The 20,544-nt window shown below is 63.6% G+C and carries 21 protein-coding genes and 2 pseudogenes; 13 read left to right on the top strand and 10 right to left on the bottom strand.

Annotated features, from left to right (window positions below):
* Positions 1-3: 3 nt before the first annotated feature.
* Both OG300_RS42435 and OG300_RS42430 read right to left on the bottom strand, forming a co-directional pair.
* Positions 4-255 (bottom strand): hypothetical protein, encoded by a 252-nt coding sequence (locus OG300_RS42435; protein ID WP_331722943.1) that lies wholly within the window; start codon positions 253-255, stop codon positions 4-6.
* The gene (locus OG300_RS42430) at positions 252-1,142 is read right to left on the bottom strand and encodes a hypothetical protein (protein WP_331722942.1); all 891 of its coding nucleotides are present in this window, start codon (positions 1,140-1,142) and stop codon (positions 252-254) included. The genes OG300_RS42435 and OG300_RS42430 overlap by 4 nt, the downstream gene beginning before the upstream one ends.
* A 627-nt stretch (positions 1,143-1,769) precedes the next feature.
* Between OG300_RS42430 and OG300_RS42425 the strand changes: the two genes are divergently transcribed.
* Positions 1,770-2,069: a hypothetical protein gene (locus OG300_RS42425; RefSeq protein ID WP_405498908.1), complete on the top strand. Its 300-nt coding sequence runs from the start codon at positions 1,770-1,772 to the stop codon at positions 2,067-2,069.
* Positions 2,062-2,388: a hypothetical protein gene (locus OG300_RS42420; protein ID WP_331722939.1), complete on the top strand. Its 327-nt coding sequence runs from the start codon at positions 2,062-2,064 to the stop codon at positions 2,386-2,388. Before OG300_RS42425 ends, OG300_RS42420 begins: the two co-directional genes overlap by 8 nt.
* Positions 2,389-2,550: 162 nt before the next feature.
* On the opposite strand, the gene OG300_RS42415 is transcribed toward OG300_RS42420, so the two are convergent.
* Positions 2,551-3,390, bottom strand: a complete 840-nt coding sequence (locus tag OG300_RS42415; RefSeq protein WP_331722938.1) for a hypothetical protein — start codon at positions 3,388-3,390, stop codon at positions 2,551-2,553.
* 1,303 nt (positions 3,391-4,693) lie between these two features.
* Between OG300_RS42415 and OG300_RS42410 the strand changes: the two genes are divergently transcribed.
* The gene (locus OG300_RS42410) at positions 4,694-5,914 is read left to right on the top strand and encodes an IS110 family transposase (protein ID WP_331723131.1); all 1,221 of its coding nucleotides are present in this window, start codon (positions 4,694-4,696) and stop codon (positions 5,912-5,914) included.
* A gap of 1,336 nt (positions 5,915-7,250) precedes the next feature.
* Here OG300_RS42410 and OG300_RS42405 read toward each other — a convergent pair.
* Positions 7,251-8,751: pseudogene (locus tag OG300_RS42405) on the bottom strand (transposase); the annotation flags it as partial.
* Here OG300_RS42405 and OG300_RS42400 point away from each other — a divergent pair.
* Positions 8,638-8,943 carry a hypothetical protein gene (locus OG300_RS42400; protein ID WP_405499035.1) on the top strand — a complete coding sequence of 102 codons (306 nt, stop codon included), beginning with the start codon at positions 8,638-8,640 and terminating at the stop codon, positions 8,941-8,943. The pseudogene OG300_RS42405 and the gene OG300_RS42400 sit on opposite strands and share 114 nt — an antisense overlap.
* A gap of 225 nt (positions 8,944-9,168) precedes the next feature.
* On the opposite strand, the gene gltX is transcribed toward OG300_RS42400, so the two are convergent.
* Entirely contained in the window at positions 9,169-10,536 is a 1,368-nt protein-coding gene (gene gltX / locus OG300_RS42395) for a glutamate--tRNA ligase (protein ID WP_331722934.1), read from the bottom strand.
* Between the two features lie 806 nt (positions 10,537-11,342).
* On the opposite strand from gltX, the gene OG300_RS42390 reads away from it, so the two are divergent.
* Positions 11,343-12,487, top strand: a protein-coding gene (locus OG300_RS42390; protein ID WP_331722933.1) for an IS3 family transposase whose coding sequence is annotated in 2 segments (ribosomal slippage) — positions 11,343-11,622 and positions 11,622-12,487 — 1,146 coding nt in all. Because the reading frame shifts where the segments join, the coding sequence is not laid out codon by codon here.
* 206 nt (positions 12,488-12,693) lie between these two features.
* Here the strand turns inward: OG300_RS42390 and OG300_RS42385 are convergent.
* Entirely contained in the window at positions 12,694-12,936 is a 243-nt protein-coding gene (locus OG300_RS42385) for a hypothetical protein (protein WP_331722932.1), read from the bottom strand.
* A gap of 213 nt (positions 12,937-13,149) precedes the next feature.
* Positions 13,150-13,731, bottom strand: a complete 582-nt coding sequence (locus tag OG300_RS42380; protein ID WP_331722931.1) for a TetR/AcrR family transcriptional regulator — start codon at positions 13,729-13,731, stop codon at positions 13,150-13,152.
* Positions 13,732-13,834: 103 nt separating this feature from the next.
* Between OG300_RS42380 and OG300_RS42375 the strand changes: the two genes are divergently transcribed.
* A complete protein-coding gene (locus OG300_RS42375) occupies positions 13,835-14,410 on the top strand; it encodes a TIGR03086 family metal-binding protein (protein WP_331722930.1) in 576 nt (191 codons plus the stop codon).
* 81 nt (positions 14,411-14,491) lie between these two features.
* Positions 14,492-14,698: a transposase gene (locus OG300_RS42370; protein ID WP_405499033.1), complete on the top strand. Its 207-nt coding sequence runs from the start codon at positions 14,492-14,494 to the stop codon at positions 14,696-14,698.
* 873 nt (positions 14,699-15,571) lie between these two features.
* On the opposite strand, the gene OG300_RS42365 is transcribed toward OG300_RS42370, so the two are convergent.
* Together OG300_RS42365 and OG300_RS42360 are read right to left on the bottom strand one after the other, a co-directional pair.
* Complete coding sequence (locus OG300_RS42365) at positions 15,572-15,838, bottom strand: hypothetical protein (protein WP_405498905.1); 267 nt, start codon at positions 15,836-15,838, stop codon at positions 15,572-15,574.
* A gap of 69 nt (positions 15,839-15,907) precedes the next feature.
* Entirely contained in the window at positions 15,908-16,102 is a 195-nt protein-coding gene (locus tag OG300_RS42360) for a hypothetical protein (RefSeq protein WP_331722928.1), read from the bottom strand.
* Between the two features lie 632 nt (positions 16,103-16,734).
* On the opposite strand from OG300_RS42360, the gene OG300_RS42355 reads away from it, so the two are divergent.
* From OG300_RS42355 to pcaC, 3 genes are all read left to right on the top strand, one after another.
* Complete coding sequence (locus tag OG300_RS42355; protein ID WP_405498903.1) at positions 16,735-16,968, top strand: hypothetical protein; 234 nt, start codon at positions 16,735-16,737, stop codon at positions 16,966-16,968.
* A gap of 51 nt (positions 16,969-17,019) precedes the next feature.
* Positions 17,020-17,514 (top strand): alpha/beta fold hydrolase, encoded by a 495-nt coding sequence (locus tag OG300_RS42350; RefSeq protein ID WP_331722927.1) that lies wholly within the window; start codon positions 17,020-17,022, stop codon positions 17,512-17,514.
* 96 nt (positions 17,515-17,610) lie between these two features.
* The gene (pcaC, locus tag OG300_RS42345; RefSeq protein ID WP_405499032.1) at positions 17,611-17,979 is read left to right on the top strand and encodes a 4-carboxymuconolactone decarboxylase; all 369 of its coding nucleotides are present in this window, start codon (positions 17,611-17,613) and stop codon (positions 17,977-17,979) included.
* 15 nt (positions 17,980-17,994) lie between these two features.
* Here the strand turns inward: pcaC and OG300_RS42340 are convergent.
* Positions 17,995-18,362, bottom strand: a pseudogene (locus tag OG300_RS42340) (CoA-transferase); the annotation flags it as partial.
* Positions 18,363-18,457: 95 nt separating this feature from the next.
* Here OG300_RS42340 and OG300_RS42335 point away from each other — a divergent pair.
* The 3 genes from OG300_RS42335 (at position 18,458) to OG300_RS42325 (ending at position 20,402) form a co-directional block, all read left to right on the top strand.
* Positions 18,458-18,727 carry a hypothetical protein gene (locus OG300_RS42335; protein ID WP_405498901.1) on the top strand — a complete coding sequence of 90 codons (270 nt, stop codon included), beginning with the start codon at positions 18,458-18,460 and terminating at the stop codon, positions 18,725-18,727.
* A gap of 703 nt (positions 18,728-19,430) precedes the next feature.
* Positions 19,431-19,925, top strand: a complete 495-nt coding sequence (locus OG300_RS42330; protein WP_331722924.1) for an ADP-ribosyltransferase — start codon at positions 19,431-19,433, stop codon at positions 19,923-19,925.
* 261 nt (positions 19,926-20,186) lie between these two features.
* Positions 20,187-20,402, top strand: a complete 216-nt coding sequence (locus tag OG300_RS42325) for a hypothetical protein (protein WP_405498898.1) — start codon at positions 20,187-20,189, stop codon at positions 20,400-20,402.
* Positions 20,403-20,544 lie beyond the last annotated feature (142 nt).

Genomic DNA, 20,544 nt, shown 5'->3' with positions numbered 1-20,544 from the left:
AGGTTACCGCCGATTGCGCAGGCTGGTCGCACCCTCGCGCAACTGCTGCTCGAGCTGGTAGCACTCTTCTTTGAGGGAGACGAGTTTCGCGCGGACCGCGGTGCGGGCGTCGGCGGCTTCGTTGGTCAGCGACTTCGTATCGGACCAGTCGGACTGCAACCAGTCGCGGACATCCGACAGCGATCCCGCGGCGGCGTGTGCGGCATCGGCGGCATTGAGGAAGATCTGCTCCTGGGTCGGCAGGCTGCTGGTCATTGTGGCTCCTGATTCTCGGAATTCGTTGCGGTGGCGGGGGTCTGGGATTGGCTTGGATTGTCGGGGATCTGGCGTAGTTGCGCGGGGTGATCCCCGTGGGCGAGGGCGACGACTTCGTACTCGCCGGTGGGGCCGCCCGGCCGGGGTGGCAGCGCGAAGCCGATCCGGGTGCCGAGGGTATTGAGGGCGTAGCCGCGTTGCCCGGCCAATGGTCCGTCGAGGTAGACCGCGTCGCAAGAATCGATGGGCGGGGGCTGCACGACGGGCGATTGTTTCTCCGAAGTGGCTGCGGCGGCATTGATCTGGGCTTGCTGGGCTTGCAGGGACGCGGCGTAGGCGGCGCTCATGTCGGCCTGGCGGCGGGCGTCGGCGGCGGTGCCGGTGCCGTCGGCTTGTGCGGCGAGGGTGGCGTAGATCTGGGCCTGGCACTGCTCGATGGGCAGCAGCAACCCCGACACCACGCTCAGACAATGGTTGATGGTGCGTGGTGCATAGCCTGCATTGAGTGTGGCCTTGCCAGTCCGGACGTTCACGCTGCCTGGTGGCGCGGCCTTGTCGGCCCGCCGGTCCCGTTGCGGATTGGGCGCGGTCCGCATCCAGCCCACCAGCAGCGCTGTTTCCGCCTCGGTGGCGCGGTCCCATGCCAGGCCCAGCTGCCACAGCAAACGAAACCAACGAAGCAGGTCGTAGCCGTAGCTCTTCGCCGTTAGCGGGCTGGCATCGCCGAGCGCGAAGTCTCGAATATAGCGTTCGACCGGTTCGATCGGGGTCCCCGCACCGTCGAGAACCAGAAACGGCGGTAGCTTGCCTGCGCCCGCGACCACCGAGCCGATCGCGGTGAGCTTTGCCGAGCCGTTCATCAGGGAATGCCGCAGGTCGCCGTCCACACCAACTCCTTCGTTTCCGCAGAGGACTTGGTGGTGCAGTCAACAGACAAGACGGTGCTACGAGCGAGCGCGGAAGCGGTGATCGTCGGCTGGCTGCTGGGCACCGGTACGACCTCCACAACACTGGGCTCGCTCATCCTGGTAGGCCACGACAGCGCAGGTCAACTGCGGTTCATTGGCTGCGCCGGAACGGGTTTCACGGCCCGGGACCGGCGCGCACTGCGGTCGGCATTCGACCAGATCGGGCGTCGCCGTTGCACACCAAGCCACAACGAGTTCCCGACCATTCCGCCAGTATGCCCGCCTCACAACCTGCGGGTGTCTGATCCCCCGATGCGCCCTCGGATGCTGCGCGTACTTGGGGGACTCGGCGCGAGCCTTGCGCACGTGGCGGGCGGCGCGGCGTGCGGCCGCGCAGCTGCGAACCAGTAGCCGCGAGGCCGGGGCGCCGCGGTCGACGGGCCGACGAGGTTCTCGCGCGGATCGCCGAGAAACCGGCTACGAACAAGCGGTGGCGGCCGCTGCACTTCCAGCGCCCGCCACCCGAGGCGTCGGCGAGGCATGAAATATGGTGTCGACGCAGGTCACGATAGGTGTAGTCTTGTGTAGTCCATGGTACTCTTCGGTGTGGCTGTTACCTGGTACTGGGGCCTCGCGAGGCTGCTCGCACTGGCAGGAATCGACTTCGACGAGGTCGCCGACCTGTTCTATGCGTGGCTGCGCGGCGAACGCCGACTGTGGTTCATCCCCGCAGTCGACGATGCGACCGGGCTCAAGCCCGCAGTGCTGGTGGGCCGCACCGACACCGGAGAAGTCCTGGTGGTGTTGGCCCGCATCGACGGACGCGACATCTACATCATCAACGCAAGCCGTCCGTCCACCGAGTTGATGGCCGACTTCGAGGCATGGGAGGCCCGAAATGACTGATCAGGCAAACGAATTCGACGCCATGACCCCCGACGAGATCATCGCGCTCACCAACCGGCTGCGGCTCGACACCAGCGCCGCGCGGGAACTGCTGCCGCCGGAAGGTGCCGCGCCCGAGCTTGCCAACGTCCCCCGCTCGGTGAAACTGACCCTCACCGAGGACAAGCTGATGAAAGCCCGGGCAAAGGAGCTCGGATTGACAGCCTCGGCCTACTTTCGCGCGCTCCTCGCCCGAGATCTCGCCACCCCCGCCGATCGGCCGCTGACTACCGCCGACATCCCGATGCTCGTGCAGCTCATCCGCGGCCATGCCGCGTAGCCTGCGTTCTCTCGACAAGGAGGCCCCAGGGCCGCCGCGTAATGTAGGCCGGTCGTGCGCCCGCCGGCCCGCCGCTGTCGGGTCGTGAGTCACGACCACCCGCCAACAAAGCGGGGCATCGCCCGAAAACAACGACAACGGCTTGAACACAACAGTGATGTCTCAAGTCTGTAAGCGGTCATTGCGTTCAGGCAGATTCGAGGTGGCGGTAGATTGTTTTGCGGGAGGCGCCAAAGGTTTCGGCAATCTGAGCAACGGTATATCTGCGTTTGCCGTGGTGGTCGCGTTCGTCGTACATCTAGCGGGCCTTGAGCGCTTGCAACTGAGTGAGCGCGGAGCGTGGCCCGGCCCCCAGGCCAGATGTGATCGGTTGCCTTGGCGGTCGCCGGAACGGGCGGCATCAGAGTTGCATGCGGTCAGGCTGATCAGTACGGGCTGATCGACAGGCAGCCACATGCCCTCGACAGCCTGAGGCTGACGCGGGTAACGGGCGCAACCATTGGCCAGCGGTGGATCCAGAAACAGCACTTCATCGATCGCCTCCCGGGTCGACAGTGAGCCGCCGAGGAACCCGCTGCGGAACTGAGTGTCTGTACACACCAGCAGGAGGGTGTTCACGATGAGATTCCAGGTCGATTCCGTGCCGCGGAGGTAGATAACGGCGGTCTGTGCGACGATCTCCTCATCGTCGAGTCCGCTGGGATGTGCGATCAGCCGGGAGATTACGTCGTTGCCTGGCTGGGATCGTTTGGCGGACACGGCGTTCGACAGCAGGTCCTGAAATCGGCTGCCGTGCGGTTCCGAGCTGTCGGCGTCGGTGCTGGCGCGTAGTGCGGCAGCGGTGTCGTACAGCTGCCACCCGACGTCTTCGGGCATGCCTAGCAGCGCATCGATCACCTTGACAGTGAGTGGGACAGCGTACTCGGAGAGTAGATCGGCGTAGCCGGTGCCGCAGAACTCGTTGATCAACTCCACTGCCGCGGACTCGAAGATGGCGCGCATGTTTCGAATCAGGAACGGTATCGAAAGAGGAAGCGATAGGTACCCTCGCAAATAGATTGCTGACTCAGCCCAGTTCGTACCCTGACTACTATGGCTCATACCTCAAACAGTTATGGGAAACATATCAAGCTACACCACCAACGACCCATTGAGATTTAACCACCTCAACGGCACTACCGATCGAAATCCCTTTCTCACGTATTGATGTTCCGATAGCAACCGCCGAGAACCCAACGGAATCCTCATAGTGCCTGGTCAGCTGTCGGTGCAGCGAAGCTAGGAGGTTGGCTTGTCGAGGGGCCGGTCGATGGTGGGTTGGGCGACACCGAGCTCGGCAGCGATCTGGCTCACGAGTGCCAGCGGGTGCTCGCCATATTGGTCGAGTTCGTCGTACATCTGCCGTACCAGCGCGACCAGCTGTCGCCCGATTTTGGGCTTCTGGCCGCCGGTGCGTCCGCAGGCACCAGCCTTCCCGTAAGGGTGACTTCTGAGACCACGGATCGGTGAATTTCGAGGTCGCTCGGGGCGATCGAAGGCCCAGAGACGCAGCCTTTTCACATTCTGGCTGTGCCTGTGCGCGCTGGCCATCCTCTACGGGGTGACCGCCGCGCTGCTGCTGCAGCAGCGCGACGACGCCGAACCGTGGCCGACCGTCGCCGAGCTACGCCCGCCACGATGCCGAGCGGCGCCGCATAGGGTCACTGCCGCAGCTTCACTCGGCCGCCACAGGTCGCCACCGTGAAGAGGTCACCGTCATCGACACCTTCAACGCAGTACAGAACGGCTGGTCGGTACCGGCAGGTTTGTCAGTAATGCGAGGGGAACCCTGACGATTTCAACGACGGCAATGCTTGAGAGCTTGGTATGTTGCCCAGTGTCTGAGGGTTGATGCCCCAGATGCTCAGGGCGGTGGGGTGTAGCTAATGGTGTATGGCAGCTGTCGTGGCTTGGTCGAAACGGCTGCCCCACCGCGGTATTCGCTTCGAGAGGGGTCGAGCGACCTTGCGTAGATCAGGACCGGGCATGACTGGGTTGGCGACCGCTCGATGTACCTGTTTGGGTCGATCCATGCCGATGAACGACAGCCGCTTGCTACGTTTGTATGCGTCCGGATCGATGTCCCGGACACGCAACGCGGCAGGGTGTGGCTGTATCGATGAATGCATCTGTTGTGGCTTTGCCAAATATGGCCGCCCTGTCGCGCAGAACCGGCCTCTGGTTGAGTTCTGCTGATAGGGATCGTTGGTTTCGGTTTGATTTCTGGGCGGTAGCTGGCTTCGGTTGCGCAAGCAGGGGTGTGAAAGTGGCTCTGAATCAACGAATCTGGGCTGGGATCGACGTCGGCAAAATGTCGCATCACATCTCAGTGGTCGATGGGGACGGCAAGTTGTGCTGGTCACAGAAGGTCGCCAACGATCAACAGGCGATCGAGGCGGCCATTGGTCACGTCCAAGAGCTCACAGGCGAGGTGCAATGGGCCATCGATCAGATCAGCCCGATGGCGACGTTGTTGATCACGGTACTACTTCGTGCAGGTCAGTCTTTGGTCTACGTGCCTGGGTACACGGTTGCTCGAATGACCGGAATCTTCCGGGGGGAGGGCAAGACCGACGCCAAGGATGCCCGCGTAATTGCTGATGCCTCCCGGATGTGCGGCGACCTACAACGGGTGACGGCGCCCGATGCTCTCATTGCAGAGCTGACACAGCTGTCTAGCTACCGCAGCAACCTCAGCAACGACTGGGTGCGTGGTGTCAATCAGCTGCGAGCTATGCTTTCGTCGATCTTCCCAGCACTCGAGGCCGCATTCGAATTCGGATTGCGCTCGTCGCTGATCTTGATCGCTGAACTGTGTACCCCATCGGACTTCCGGCGCGTCGGGATCGACGGTGTAACAACACATCTCAGAGAAAACAGTGTCCGCCGTCCGATGGTCGATGCGATGGCCAGGAAAGCGTGTACTGCAGCCGAAACCCAGGACATCGCGGTGCCTGGCGAGGCAACGACCGCTGCGCTGATCAAGCGACTGGCGTCCAAGTTGCTCGATCTCGACCGCGAGATCAAGGACCTCGAAAAGCAGATCACCGCCTGTTTCCGCGCTCACCCACAGGCGGCGGTCATAGAGTCACTGCCCGGGATGGGTCCCAATCTGGGCACCGAATTCCTCATCAATTCTGGTGGTCACGCATTGACAGAGTTCGCGACGCCCGGCCGGCTGGCCTCGTACGCGGGGCTGGTACCAGTGCCACATGATTCCGGCCGGGTCAACGGCAACCTGCGCCGCCCTAAGCGTTACAACCGCAGGATGCGACGCGTATTCTTCATGGCTGCTTTCGCCTCGATCAAGACCGAAGGCCATTCGCGAACTTTCTACCAGCGCAAACGAGCGGCAGGACATCGCCATACTCGAGCGCTCCTAGCCTTGGCTCGACGCCTGGTCGATGTCTTGTGGGCACTGCTGCGCGACAACCGGATGTTCGAACCACGACCACTCAGCACGGGCGGAGCCCCAGCTGCGGCATGACAGTTCACGGATGCCGCAGTGGTCGTGATCTTTCGACTGTCGTCGGATTTCCGTTCAGGCCGAGCAGCGCCGATGCTCGGCAACACCTGAAGGTTCGCGTCGCGCGCCCGTGCAGGTAGGGGTCGACTCCACTTCGACCTGCCCAGAGCCCGGATCCTCGACGCCCCGGCGCGGGGCGGAGCGTTCCCGGACCTGGTGAACAGATGAGGTGCTGCACGACCCCGACAGGACCACCGGCGATAAGGCGGTCATCCGTGATCTCGACCCGTGGCCCGTTGACAGACGTGGCGTCCGGATCCGGGGTGAGCCTGCATCCCGACTCTCGAACTCTGCGGCCGTTTCCTACGCGGTCGGCGAACTGCCACCCGCCGACGTGTGGACTTGCGGTAGTACGTACGCCGCACTACCGCCTGGGCTGCTGGCTATCTGAGAGCCTGTGAACAGGCTGCCCATCGTCGCGTTCGAGTGCGACGACAGTCGGGTTGCCCCAGGCCTGGAGACGTCAGCGAGGTACTGAACAGACTTGCCGCCGCCACGGTGTCGTGTATGAGGTCAGCTTCTCGGAGTGGCGGCACGGCTTCGAATTGCGGGACCGGTGATTCGGTAACAGCCGAGGGTGCTGCCGTGTCGGCCACGACCGCATGGAGGAGTCGTGAACGACACGGCAGCGCAAACCACGATTGCGAACTTGGGCAAGTTCGTCGTGCAGTGTCAGCCGCGCCCACCACCAGTCGGCTACCGAGGGGTTGGTTGTCGAATCGAGAGTGGGATGCGGATCGTGGTCGCCCGAGGTCGAATGGTGTGATGCCTCAGACAGACTCGGACTGTAGTCGATCTTCTAGACCCGATCGTCAGTCGAGTTCCCAACCGGGGGAAGGCAATCCACTCGATTCGGAGAGGGAGACTCGTGCGGGCCAGCACTCGGCGAGTCACGATTTTGACGCTGGCGGAGATGCACTCGGAGCTTTCCAGGTCGGGGAGGATGCCACTTGACTGCCCAATAAACGTGCCGTTGGGTAGCGCTACCACAGATAAGATGTGGATCTTGGTGGAAGACGGCATGAGCTCACATTTGATCAATAGGCTCGTCGCCTCATCGGCGCTCGTCGGCTCCCTCGGCCGCTTATACAGCGCCGACCGAGTCCGCAGACCCGGGATTTCACTCAAACGATCATCACGGCTCTCATAAGCTCGGTGATCGCGCTTATGGACAGGTTATTTGAAACGGGGGAGTGTTGCCTCTGGGACGCATCCTGGTTTCGGCCGCGCGGCCTTGCCAAGGTCATTCGCATACTTCCCTCGAGGTTTCCCGGTGTTCGAGATCCTATCGCCGCGGTTAGAACAGGGTGTCGCGTACACGCAGAGGTCGGTGCCCAGTCGGTCCAAGCTGGGCAAGTTCACCTTCGATGTCGACCTCGATCGACCCGAAGAAGTTGATGTTGGCGCTGTGCGCCGCGGAGATGTGGGCCAGCACCTCGTCGTCGATACGCTGCCCGGCCCGGCGCATCTGCTCGACCGCGAGCCCGTAAGACTCTGTGGTCCAGGCGATCACGGCATTCGTGGCCAGGGTCAGGCACCAAGCTTGTTCGACCTGCTGCTCGAGGTGACGGGCCCGGATCATGCCCTCGTGGGCGTAGAGCAGGTCGCGGCGCAGCGCGTACAGCGATTCGCCCTTGTTGAGCTGGCGCGAGATCTTGCGCCGGTAGTCCGGATCCGACAGGTATTTCGCGGCGTAGATCGTGCACCGCAGCGCCCCGAACTCCTTCAGTGCGGCCGCGAGGGTGTTCTGGCGCCCCGACGCCGAGAGCTTGCCGACCAGCAAGGGAGGCGGTGGCGTGCCCGAACTTCAGCGACCCTGCCAACCGCAGTAGGTCGTCCCAGTGCTCAGCAATCAACTCCAGGTTCAGTTTTCGGGTCAGCAACGGTCCCACCTGCGCGAACCGGGCCTCGGCTTCGGCGCGGGGTTCGCACCGGCACAAGGTGATGCGGCCCAGGTCCCGGATCCGCGGGGACAGCTGCATCCCCAGCAGGTCGAACAGGCCGAAGTTCACCAGCGTGACACCGTGGGTGTCGGTGGCGTGCTCGGTGATCGGCAGATCCGTTGCGTTGCCGAGGATTTCGTCGAGTACGTAGTGGGCTTCACGTTTGGTGGCGACGATGATCTTGGTGCCGTAGGTGGCGTGCTGGTCGGTGACGTGGGTGTAGGTCGACAGGCCCTGTTCGGCGAAATAGCGGCTCATCGGCCGCGCCGTCGTCGACCTCCCGCGCGTAGGGAACCGCTGCCCATCACTGGAAGACAGCGTCCCGGCGCCGAACACTGCGGTCAGCGGCAGGCGCTGGTGGTAGTCGATCAGCACCAGATTGGCCGCGCGCAGGGTTTCCTCGCGCACATACCAGTCGTTGGTCCAGGACAGGATGTCGTAGGTGATGCCGCAGGCCTCGGCCATCCGCGTCAGCCCGAGGTTGGTCGAGTGCGCCAGCAGTACCGCGATCAGGTTGCGTTTGAGCTCCGGGGTGCGCGTGGATTGGCCGCCGCGGTGGGTGAAGCAGTCCAGGTAGCCGGTGCGTTTGTCCAGCTCGATCAGCAACGACACGATCGGTGCGAACGGCAGCATCTCGGTCAACTCGGCCTTGAGCGAGATCGCCTCGGCCGGAACATCTTCCGCGCTCAGCGGCGAGATGATCAGATCCCCGGTCTCGTCCAGGCGCACCGGGCCCTCACCGTGAGCGAGCACGGTTTCCAGCTCGGCGAGCGCGCTGTGCAGCTCCTCTACGACGCCGGCCAGGGCGACGCCGGGATCGGCGGGGCGTCCGACCAGACGGCAGAACTCCTGCGACCGTGGGGAATGTTGGAACACACCTTTACCACGGTTCTGGATCTCGACCTGGGCTTGATCACACAAACCGAGGGCCAGACTCTAGCCTGGTTCAGCAAATCCGATGTCGCCGAGATGGTCCTGGGTTTCGAGGAAAACGACATGCTGACGGAGTTTTTCGCCCAGCAGCGCCGCCTCGCGGATCCGGTGTGACGACGGGCAACTGGGGAGGCCTGCGTCGTTGGTGATGGTCGAGCAAACAGAGTGGAAAGCTCGCCGACCTATGTGCCGAATTGGCGGCGGTCACCGAAGTCAAGGGGCGGTGATCTCCGCCCCTTGACAGCAACGACATCGCCCCTGCATCTTCCGGGAATTCGGACGCCCCAGGGGGTGAATGTGCTTGTCGTGCAGTGGCTTAGCGCTCGGCATCGAGTTGGGTCAGGTGAGTTTCGCCTTCGCCGCCTCGATCCGCGCCAGCGTGCGCTCTCGGCCGAGTACCTCGATGGACTCGAACAGGGGCAATCCGATCGTGCGGCCGGTGATCGCGACCCGCACCGGTGCCTGCGCCTTCCCGAGCTTCAACCCCTGAGTAGCGGCGGCGGTCTCGATGCCGGCGCGGATCGCCTCCGCGTTCCAATCGACGGACGCCAACTGTGTGGCGGCCGCGGCGAGCATGTCGGCCGCGCCGGGCTTCATCGCCTTCGACCAGGCCGCCTCGTCGACGGCTGGTTCGGGCAGGAACAGGAAATCGACATTCGCGGTGATCTCGCCGAGCACCGCGATGCGGGACTGGGCCAGCGGTGCCACGGTCGCGAACACTGACGGGTCGAAATCGGTTGCGGCCCACGGCGCGTGCGGTGCCTGCAGCCACGGCTGACACGCGTCGATGAACGCGGACGGGTCGAGGGCGCGAATGTAGTCACCGTTGAACGCACGTAGCTTCGCGACGTCGAAGAACGCGTTGGCCTTGTTGACGTCGGCGATATCGAACTGTGCTTCGAGCTCGGCGTACGGGCGGATCTCGGTCCCGTTGTCGCGCGGCCCCCACCCGAGCAGCATCAGGTAGTTCGTCATCGCCGCCGGCAGGTAGCCCTCGGCGAGGTAGTCCTCGAGAGCGACCTTGTCGCGGCGTTTGGACAGCTTCTTGCGGGCCTCGTTGACGATGACCGGCAGGTGCGCCCACGCCGGTGGGGTCTGCCCGAGCGCCTCCCACAGCAACTGCTGTTTTCCGGCGTTGGTGAGGTGCTCCTCGCCGCGGATCACCAGCGTGATCTTCTGCTCGACGTCATCGACGGTGTTGGCCAGCAGAAACAGGGGGCTGCCGTCGCCTCGGGCGATACCGAAGTCCTCGATCGCGGCATTCGGGAACGCGGTAGCACCCCGGATCCGGTCGGCGACAACGGTTTCCCCGGAATCCGGGGTACGGAAACGCAGCAGCCGACCGGCGGCCGCGGTGAGTCCGCGCTCGCGGCAGTACCCGTCGTAGCCGCCATCGGGTTTGCCGGTGCGCTCGATGACCTGCTCACGCTTGCAGTCGCAGTAGTAGGCCTTGCCCTCGTCGAACAGGCCCAGAGCGGCCGCGGTGTGAGCGGCGGCGTTGCTGGACTGGAAGTAGGGGCCTTCGAAGGTCGGGTCGGTCTCGGAGATGCCGATCGACGCCAACGCGGTGATGATGCCCTCGACCCATTCGGGTTTGTTGCGAGCCTGGTCGGTGTCCTCGATCCGCAACACGAACCGGCCGTCGGTGGCTTGACGGGCGACGGCCCAGTTGAACAGCGCTGAACGCGCACCGCCCACATGGAACATCCCCGTCGGCGACGGAGCGAAACGAACGTTCGTCGTAGTCGTGGTCCGTACATGCCAAGCAAAAACCGCGAGACGTCACCGTGCCGAATCGCGCCGCCGCAGCTCTGTCATGCACAGACATTGTTACGCAGTCATACGATCGTCTAAATGAGACAGTCCATGTATCAATTCGTGAATGCTGAAATACCCGAAGGCCTTGGCGATCATCCTCAGATCCTCCACGGTCAATTCACTTGCATGCTCTTGTTTTTCAGCATCCACGTCAGCTCCGCCGAACTTCCGGAGCCGCGTCGTTCGAGAGGTCACGAACAGATCTTCGGTCCGCGTGCAGTCCAGGACATCCGCACACATACGTATTTCTCCTCGCCGGATGCTCGGCATGGACGCCCACGCGCATAGGCGGATGCTTCCCTGAAGGTGCATGTGTACCGTGGCTAGTCGCCACAATTGGGTTCGCCACCGCCGCTCGCGCGCTGCACCATCGGCGCAATACCGATGCCGTACGACCGGCTGGTAGTCAGCCGTGACAGGGCAGTCTCGGCGCACTCTGGCGCGGCATCATCAGCGCAAAGCTTCTCCAGCTGGGTTGGTTTCGGCTGACATGCAGTCCTACGCGGCAACCTGAAGCGGGTGCCGTCCGGGCCATCTCGCGCCAGAAGGGCATCTGTCGGGAAGGGGAGACACAGGCACGGGCTCGTGGGCGGCGCCAGAGCGATCCTGACGATTTCGATGGTGACAAGGGACTGCCCCCGGTTTGGTTGACTCCTGACCTGTGAGGACCTCCTCGCAGTGGAAGGATCACCGACATGCCCAAGCCCTATCCCGAGGAGTTCCGCCGCGACGTAGTCGCGGTCGCCCGCAAGGGCGAGATCCCGTTGACCCAGATCGCGAAGGACTTCGGGATCTCGCAAAGCTGCGTGAAGAACTGGGTGAAACAGGCCGACATCGAGGATGGACATCGCCCCGGCGTCACCGGTGATGAGTCGGCCGAGCTTCGCGAGGCCCGCAAACGGATCCGGCAACTCGAACAAGAAGCCGAGGTCATGCGCCGTGCGGTCGCCTACTTCTCGCGCGATGTGAACCCAAAATGATGTACCCGCTGGTCCTGGACCTGGCCGCAGACAAGATTCCTGTCGCGGTGACCTGTCGGGTACTCGGATTCTCCACCCAAGCATTCTTCAAATGGAAGAAGAACCCTGTCTCGCAACGGGATTGGGACGATGCGCATCTGATCAATGCCGCCTACGACATCCATGCCGACGACCCTGCGTTCGGCTACCGGTTCATCGCCGATGAGTTGCCCGCCCGCGGCATCCGCGCGGGTGAGAACCGAGTCGCCAGATTGTGTTCACAGCAACGGATCTGGAGCGTATTCGCCAAGAAACGCGGGGTGAACCGCAAGTCCGGCCCACCGGTCCACGACGACCTCGTCGACCGCAAATTCACCGCCGACGCCCCGGATGCCGTGTGGCTGACCGATATCACCGAGCACGCCACCGGCGAGGGCAAGCTCTATCTGTGCGCGATCAAGGACGTGTTCTCCAACCGGATCGTGGGCTACTCGATCGATTCTCGGATGAAGGCATCGATCGCGGTATCGGCGCTGCATCACGCCGTCGCGTTCCGCTCACCAGACGCGACGGTCGTTCACTCTGACAGGGGCAGTCAGTTTCGTTCCCGAAAGTTCGTGAATGCATTGTCAGTCAACGGTTTACGAGGCTCGATGGGCCGCGTCGGGGCGTGTGGTGACAATGCGGCCATGGAGTCGTTCTTCGCGCTGCTGCAGAAGAATGTCCTCGACCGGCAGCGCTGGGCGACCCGCGCGGAACTGCGGTTGGCGATCGTGGTCTGGATCGAGAAGACCTACCACCGCACTCGTCGGCAACGCCGACTCGGCCGGCTCACCCCGATCGAGTTTGAGACAATAAACCGGCCCGCGCTCGCGGCCTGAACCACTACACCCGCGAGTCAACCAAACTCTGGGCAGTCCCCAACGCGCGAGGGGTTGCTAGGTTGCTTGCTGTCCGAGGTTAGTAGGTCGGATGGTTGGCGCGGTGGGGTGTAGCTGTTGGTGTATGGCAGCTGTCGTGGCTTGGTCGAAACGGCTGCCCCACCGCGCGACTCCCTGCGGGAGGGGCCGAGTGATCTTGCTGCTGATCAGGTTGAACGTCTTGGCCGACTTGTTGCCCCCACGAAGGTGAACCACCCGGCCACTCGGTCCGGCTCGCCAGCCAGCAACGCGACGTTGGTGTCCGGCCCGAAGTCGGCCACGAGCCGAACCAGCGCCGCCGCGTAGGTGGCGCGGGTGTTCCGCATGACGAACGTGTCCAGGAACATCTTCGCCGCATCGGCCAACCGCACACCGGTGACCGGAGTCGGCAGCATCCGCACCGAACCCATCCCAGACCCCTCATCCGCACTACCGCACATAGTGAGTCGCTATGTGCGGTAACTCCCTAGCGCCGGATTTCTCGCCGATGTTCCCCAACCCCGTGGTCGCCGAATGCGAAGCCAATCTGAACCACCATCACACTCGCGAGGGCATGGCCAAAGCCCGCGCCAAAGGCCGACTCATCGGGGGGATAGGAGAGGCAGCGCGAGTTTTCGTGGTGATCAGTCGAGTCCGGCTGCGCGGCGCATTGACTTCAGGGCGCGGGCTCCGGCCGATGAGTCTTCGAAGAGCTGGATCTCTTGGTTGGCGGCCATCGAAAGTCCGATCAGTGCGGTGGCGACCTCCCTTGGCGGACGGTGCGGGCCGGCCATCTCGTCCTGAGCAGCGGCGACCTCGGCTGCCAAGTGCTCATGCCAGTAGGTGACAATGCCGCGCAACTGCTCACGCAGCGGGCCTGGACGCCCGTCGAGTTCGGAGGATGCGGCGGTGACGAAACACCCACCGGGGAAGGGACAGTCGACCAAGTACCCGACCCACGCGGTGATCAACCGCTCCAGGCGCCGCCGACCCGGCGGCAAGTCCGCTAACGGTGTGACGACCGCCGAACGGAAGATCGCGCCCGCGTGTTCGAGAGCGGCTTCGAGCAACTGGTCACGAGAGCCGAAGGGGCCGACCAGTCCGGCTCTACTCATGCCGAGCCGCTCTGCGAGGGATCCGATGGTCAAGCCTTCCAGGCCCAGGCGGGATGCGTCATCGACTGCTGCCTGCACGATTCGCGCACGAGTGCGCTCTGCTTCGACCATTGAGCGACGAGGAGACACACAAGGGAGTATAACGAACGTCCGTACGCTATTATTTGGCGTACGAACGTTCGCTAAATGTTCGATGGCTCAGAGGAGACACGCCATGGATCTAGCCGCCAGACTGCGTTTGGACGCGACTGCACTCGCCCTGATCGGCCACGATGTGGCGTTGATCCCGGACTCCGCGCTATCCAGCCCCACACCGTGCGGGAGCTGGACGATCGCCGAGCTGCTTCGCCACATGAACGAGCGCCACGACGCCGTGGCCCAGACCGTCCTTCCACCCCTCGACCAGAACAGTGACGACCCACGTGATGACTTCGCCCGCATCGCGGCACGCTGGTTGGCCGCCCTAGAGAGGACCGGCCCGACTGTGACTATCCCACCGACGGGGCCCCTACCGACGGAATGGGTGCTCGGCGTCCATGTCGTCGACATGCTGGTACACCGCTGGGATCTGGCCGTGGCTCTGCACGCCACATTGGTCGTACCGGCCGGGCTGGCGGAGGTCCTCCTGCCACTCGCCCGCGCCAACACCGCTCCTGGCAGTCCGCTCAACGGGCCCGGCGGCGCCTATCATCAGCCCTTCCCCGCGGATCCGGCCAACACGGCAATGGACAGCATCGTCGCGCTCCTCGGTCGAAACCCGAGATGGTCACCACAAGAACACAGACGATAAGCAATGGCGCCACCCGCCGGCGCGGGAATACCGCCACTTTCCCGGGGGACACACAGGGGACGCATTCGGAGTCGGTGAGGGCTGGCCCTCGATTCTCAGGCGGCAGGACTCGCCGATCTCACCGGCGCTGGGGTTCTCGCCGAGATCGGTGACGACCGCACACGATTCGCCAACGACCGAGCGCTGAAGGCTTATGCCGGATCTGGTCCGGTCACCCGGGCCTCCGGTAAGTCGATCGCGATCACTCATCGGCGCATCAATAACGACCGCCTGGCCGCCGCCGGATAGGTCTGGGCCTTCGCCGCGATGGCGAAGGAAGGCCCGGCCCGCGAGCACAACCTGAGGCGGCGCACCCACGGTGACCGCCACGCGCCAGCGATGCGGCACTTGTTCAACAAGATGCTCGGCCAGCTGTATCACTGTCTCCCTATCCGGCCAATCCTTCGATCTGGTCAAAGTTTTCGGTCTGCCATCCGACACGCCCCCGACACGCTCAGCGGCTTGATCCTTAGGAGCATCGGAGGTCTCTGCACTCCCGGGAAGTCCCAGGACATTTCGATGGCAAGACAGCACAGCTGGTGCGGCAGCACTACGTGGTGCGACCGCCGCTCAGATCTCGAAACCCAGGTCGGGCTTCGGCTCCGGAGCCTGGGGTTCCTGGGCGACCTCGGGGGCGGGCGCGTTCCCTCGCCCGGCATACCTCGTCGCGGGCGCGTTCCTCCGGGCTGGTGAACTGCGCGCGACGAGCCGTGCTCGGCCTCGATCCTGTCCAGGTCCTGCTGAATGCGACGCAGGTATGAGGTGTCTTCGGACAGATCGCGCTCATCCTGCTGCCGCGCTTCGTCGAGCGTGCGCTCATGAGCACGCGGGCGAGCGTCGATCAGGATGTTGTTCCATTCCGCGACGGGCGCACCGACTGCCTCGGTCGCGGCCTTGGCGGCCGCCCGCACGCCGGGCGGCTGCGGTTTGAGCTCGAACTCCCTGTGCGCCACGGTCGATCGGCCGGATCGACCGTGGTTTCCATCGTTGTCAGGATCGTCGTGGCGACGCGGCAGGGTGGGCGTTCAAGCTTCAGTCCTGCCTTCTCGGGTACACAGGCGAGGGAGGTCGGCCGCAAGTGTCGGTTTGTTGTGGATGGCGACACTGGCGGTTAGGCCGGGATCAGGAGGCTTTTCGATCCTCGTCGTGCTCGTGGCGAGCGATAACGCTGAGTACTTCTTGTACCCATGCGGGTCGCTGCTCTCCGGTGCCGGCCTCGGCTACATCACGTTCGATCAGGGATCGGATGTAGAGCGATTGTGACACGCCGAGTTTTGCGGCGCGCAGCTTGCATGCCTGGTCGAGGTCATACGGCATCTTGATGGACCGCGGCACCATCACGGGTCCGGCGTGTGGGCCGATCTCGATACCCAACTCGGCTTCGGTCACCGTTTCACCGGTGTAGCGGAGGCGATTGGACATGGCCGCGACCTCGGCGGGCTCAGGTTATCGAAGGGATCAGTCATGGTGGGTCGCCTCCCAGGTCTCGAATTCGGCGAGCTGCTCTGGTTTGAGCGGGATCGCATCGTAGATGTAGATGTTGCGGCCAGTGTGGCGGGCGAACACGGCCAGGGCGTGGCCGGCGTCGCCACGACCCCAGATGACCAATGTGCGTAACCCGGTCGCGGGGTCGATCGCGACTTCGAGCTGCACCCGGCGCTGACCGGTCTGCCATGCGTTGACCAGGTCGAAACATCATCGATGCTCACTCCGGTCTTCGCCAGCATTTGCGCCAGAGCCCAATACCACTCGATCGCCACACCATGAGACTACCCAACAGACTACCGACGACATAGTCCACGAAGGTGCACACTGCCAGACCGAGACACGACCAACGACCACAGACGGTGCCCCCACCGCGGCCTGACCCGGTACAGCGCGGATTGTCAGCAAACCCGACACACGGGGTGACGATTATCCGGAGCGAGCCTCGAACAGTGGTGAGCAGTAGGGGTTCGTTTCGACCGCGACCGCAGCACCGCCGAGCCGTCACCGTCACCGTCAAAGCGTCGAAGGAAGCCGGTAGTCATCTCAAGGGGACAGCGACGATAGCCGATCGAGATAGGTCGCGGCGACGGCGATGCAGCAGGCGGGCCTTCAATCACGGGATGCATGGGCGCTGGGCATCGGTTGTCGGCGGGTCCATTCAGGGGTGTCAGGACTTCACGATCCTCGGCGCGTTGCGCAATCGGCTCTCGCCAGCAATGGGAATAGCGACTCAACTCCTGTCGATACGGTCAGGCTTCGAGAAGCCACTGTCAACGAAACAACTTTGGAGATGTTCGATGAGGAAGAAGCTTTACGCATGGGGACTCGCTTTGGCCGGAGTTGCGATCGTTTTGGGCAACGCCCAGTCCGCGTCCGCCGCGGATGAGATCGGCGCAGCCAACATTCACAACCCTGAGCCGACCACGGGCTCGACCGCAGGCTCGGGCGACATGCTGTCGTCTCTTCTTAGCTCGGGTAGCGCGTCCAGCGGTTTTGCCGGCAGTGGTGCAGGTTCGATCCCGCACCCGTAGACCTTCGAGATCGATTGCGTTGCCTTCCGTTTCGTTCCGGAGGGCAACGCGGTGCTCAGTCTGTGGCTGGCCCGCCACGCACCCGACCGGATACAGCGCGTGGTGGTGTGCTGCAGTTCCGCGAAACCCGGCAACCGCCAGATGTGGGTCGATCGGGCGGCCCAGGCACGCACCGAAGGAATGGGCCGCATCGCCGACCGGAGCATCACCCGCTGGTTCACCCCCGAATGGCGCAACACCCACCCGGATCTCGCACACAGCATGCGGCAACTCACCGCCACCACCCCGGCCGAAGGTTATGCCGCCTGCTGCGAACTGCTGGCCCAGCTCGACCTGACACCCGACCTGCCCGCCATCACCGCGCCGACCCTGGTGATCTCCGGTACCGCCGACGCTGCCCTACCCGCCGACCACGGCCGGTCGATCGCCGGCTGCATACCGGGTGCGCGATTCGAGACAATCGACAGCGCAGCACATCTCGGCACTGTTGAGCAGCCGGAACGCTTCCTGGACTTGATCTTGCAGCATCTGCGGCCTACCACTTGAACAACCGAGCGCCCACGGCCGCACCGGGCTCTCGGCGACGCAGCCTCATCTTGCCGATATGAAGGGAATCTTGTGGACGACCGATTCGAACAGGGGATGCGAGTACGCCGCGAAGTGCTCGGCGACGAACACGTCGACCGCGCCGTCGACCGCACCACGGAGTTCACTCGCTCATTCCAGGACTACATCACCGAGGCCGTCTGGGGATCGATATGGACTCGCCCCGGCCTGGACCGCCGCACCCGCAGCTGCATCACTCTCGCTGTTCTGACCGCACTCGGGCGGAACGAGGAGATCGCGATGCATGTGCGCGCTGCGGTCCGAAACGGGTTGACCGCCAACGAGATAGCCGAGGTATTACTGCACACCGGCGCCTATGCCGGCGTCCCCGCCGCCAACGCCGCCTTCGCGATCGGTCAGCAAGTGCTGTCCGACATGGACCCGAGGACCCCCGATAGCGAATAGCGGTAGTGCGCTCGGTCAGTCGAGTGGTACGCCGACGAGGTCGCGCAGCTCGTTCATGGAGATGCCGAAAGTCGCACGGACAGTGTCTCCTTCGGGCCCCACGTCGAAGACGGCGGAATCGGTGTAGACACGGCTGACACGGCCGAGACCGGTCAGCGGATAGCTGCATGACGAGACGAGTTTGGACCGGCCCCGCTTGTCGGGATCGTCATCATCACGAAGACCTGCTGCGCTCCGATCGCCAGGTCCGTGGCGCCGCAGACGGCGGGGATCGTGCCGGGGGCTCCGGTGTGCCAGTTGGACAGGTCGCCGGTCATCGAAACCTGAAGAGCGCCGAGCACACACACGTCGAGGTGGCAGCGACGTCGCACGCCGAATCCGTCGAATTTGGCAACGGATTTGGCAACCGGACACGGCGGATCCGTCGACAAAGGCGGCGATGGGGTCCTGGCGTGAGGAACTGGACCGGCGCGAGGCCGTGACCGCGGAGCAGGTCGAGGAGTTGCGTCGGCAGATCGCCGAGCTGAGCGAACAGCTCGAGGTCGCCGAGCAGCGATTGTCGAGATTGCAGATCACACGCGAAACGATGGACGAAATCCTCGGCGACGGGACCGAAGTCGATGATCAGCACACGCGGACGGCCGGATCCGATTCTGGCAACGACCCGAAACGTACTGTGCCGCAGCATGTATCCGTGCGCCTGGCCGGTGCGTTGGAAGCGTTCAATGGTTGGAACGTCGGGTCTTGACGATTGGGCGCGAGTCCGAGCACATGGGCCATGATCCGTCTCGCAGCCAGTGCAGTGGTCCGCCTACCCGCACCCTGACCTACGGTGGCCGTGCCGCGGCGCAGGGAACCACACGTGCAGGCAGTGCGCCTTCGCGCGGTTCCAGGAAGCCGGCAACAACGCTGCGCGCGTTCGGGCGTTGTGATGACCACCTGAATGAGCTTGGCAAACACATCAACCGACCACGCTCCCCAATAATGGGAAGGCTTTCAGTCATGGAGCCGACACTGCGACCTTTGACAGCAGGCAGCGTCGATGCCGCTTCCCAAGCGTGATCTGCCACCACCGGTGATGCATCGCCTTTGATGAGATCCCACCTACAGTGAGGGCGCACGGGGGTGGGGGGGTATAGCCCCTTCATCGTCACGTGACAGGTAGAGGACAGGAAGGGCGGGGCCGCAGCCCATCCTCTCCTAGTTGCAGGACCGCAATCTACCGTCGTACGCAACCGGGGCGGAAGCGCCGTTCAGCGATGAACCGAACGAATCTGAACAGACCCCATCCCATCTCTGACCACCGATAACGTTCACTTATCGGGGGTCAGAACAGCTATATTTTGTTTCGTTCATTACGTCATTAATGACGAATCCAACGCAACGAAATGACCTCGTACGCACTCTGAGATGTGCTTGGCAGCCAATGCCGGTGCGCGACAATCCAAGGTGTGACTGATGAGGAGACGCAAGACGACTACGGGTTCGATCAGATCCCCCTGGCGCAGGTGGCGCTCGCAGGCCAGGGCATCGATCGTCTGACCGCTACGGAGCGCACCACGATCCAGGTGTATGCGTTGAGCGGGTACGAGCAGATCAATCGAGCAATGCGTGGGCAGAGCCCGATGACACCGGGGTTGCGGGAGCGGATCGACATAATCCGTGCTGGTCTTCGGAAGTATCCGCTGCCGACAGCTGTACGAGTAACCAGGGAAACCGCGGCCGAGCTGTATGAGCTCGTCGACGAAGCATCAGCGCACGCCCTGATCTATTCGGTGTTCGACGAAGCTGCCTTCTTGTCGACCAGTGCCCTTGCCGATCCGCCGCATTCGTGGCTCCACGCTGACCCGGTCATCCTCGATCTGATCGTCTCGCAGGGCACGCCTGGACTGTTGCTCGGGGAGCTCGCGGAGTTCACTCGCGAACAGGATCATCGACGCGCGTAGCTACCTGATCGTTGGCGTCGACTTCGATCATGCGCGTAGCATGTGGCGTATCCGAGCAGGAGGGTGAGCGGTGAGTGCATTGACGCAAGACTCCCTGCGCCCAGTTCGCAGAAACCTCACGCCAGAGCAGCTTGAAGCCCGGCGCCGCGAAGCGGAGAGAATCCTGGGCCATCAGCTCGCTCCCCGTAAGACGACAAGCGCTGCGGAGACAAACGAGAAATAGCCTCCTCGTGCCGAGATTGCACTCGTGGCTCAGGACCTGTGGCTGCTTACCTGACGTCAGGGTTGCGGTATCCGCCGCCGTCGATGCGCCGTCGCCCCGGAGTGATCCTGGACCTGATCGTGCCGACCGGCACGCCGGCCCTGCGACTGGGCGAGCTCGCGCCGATCAAGTCCGAGCAGGAAGTGCTGCTCATCGACGCGCAGGTACATCGCCAGTGGTGTCGACTGGGATCCGGATTCGTGAGGGAGGCGTGAATGGGTGCGTTGACGCAGGAAACAATGCGTGTCGAGCACGTGGAAGTCACGCCTGAGGAGCGCGAGCAGGTCCGCCGAGAAGCGGAGAACTTGGGCATTAAGTTTCGCCGCCCCACCTCAACCGGCAAGACGGGTAAGTGTC

It is taken from the genome of Nocardia sp. NBC_00511 (genome assembly GCF_045161165.1).
GTDB lineage: Bacteria > Actinomycetota > Actinomycetes > Mycobacteriales > Mycobacteriaceae > Nocardia.
This window is presented reverse-complemented; position numbering and strand designations above follow the sequence as displayed.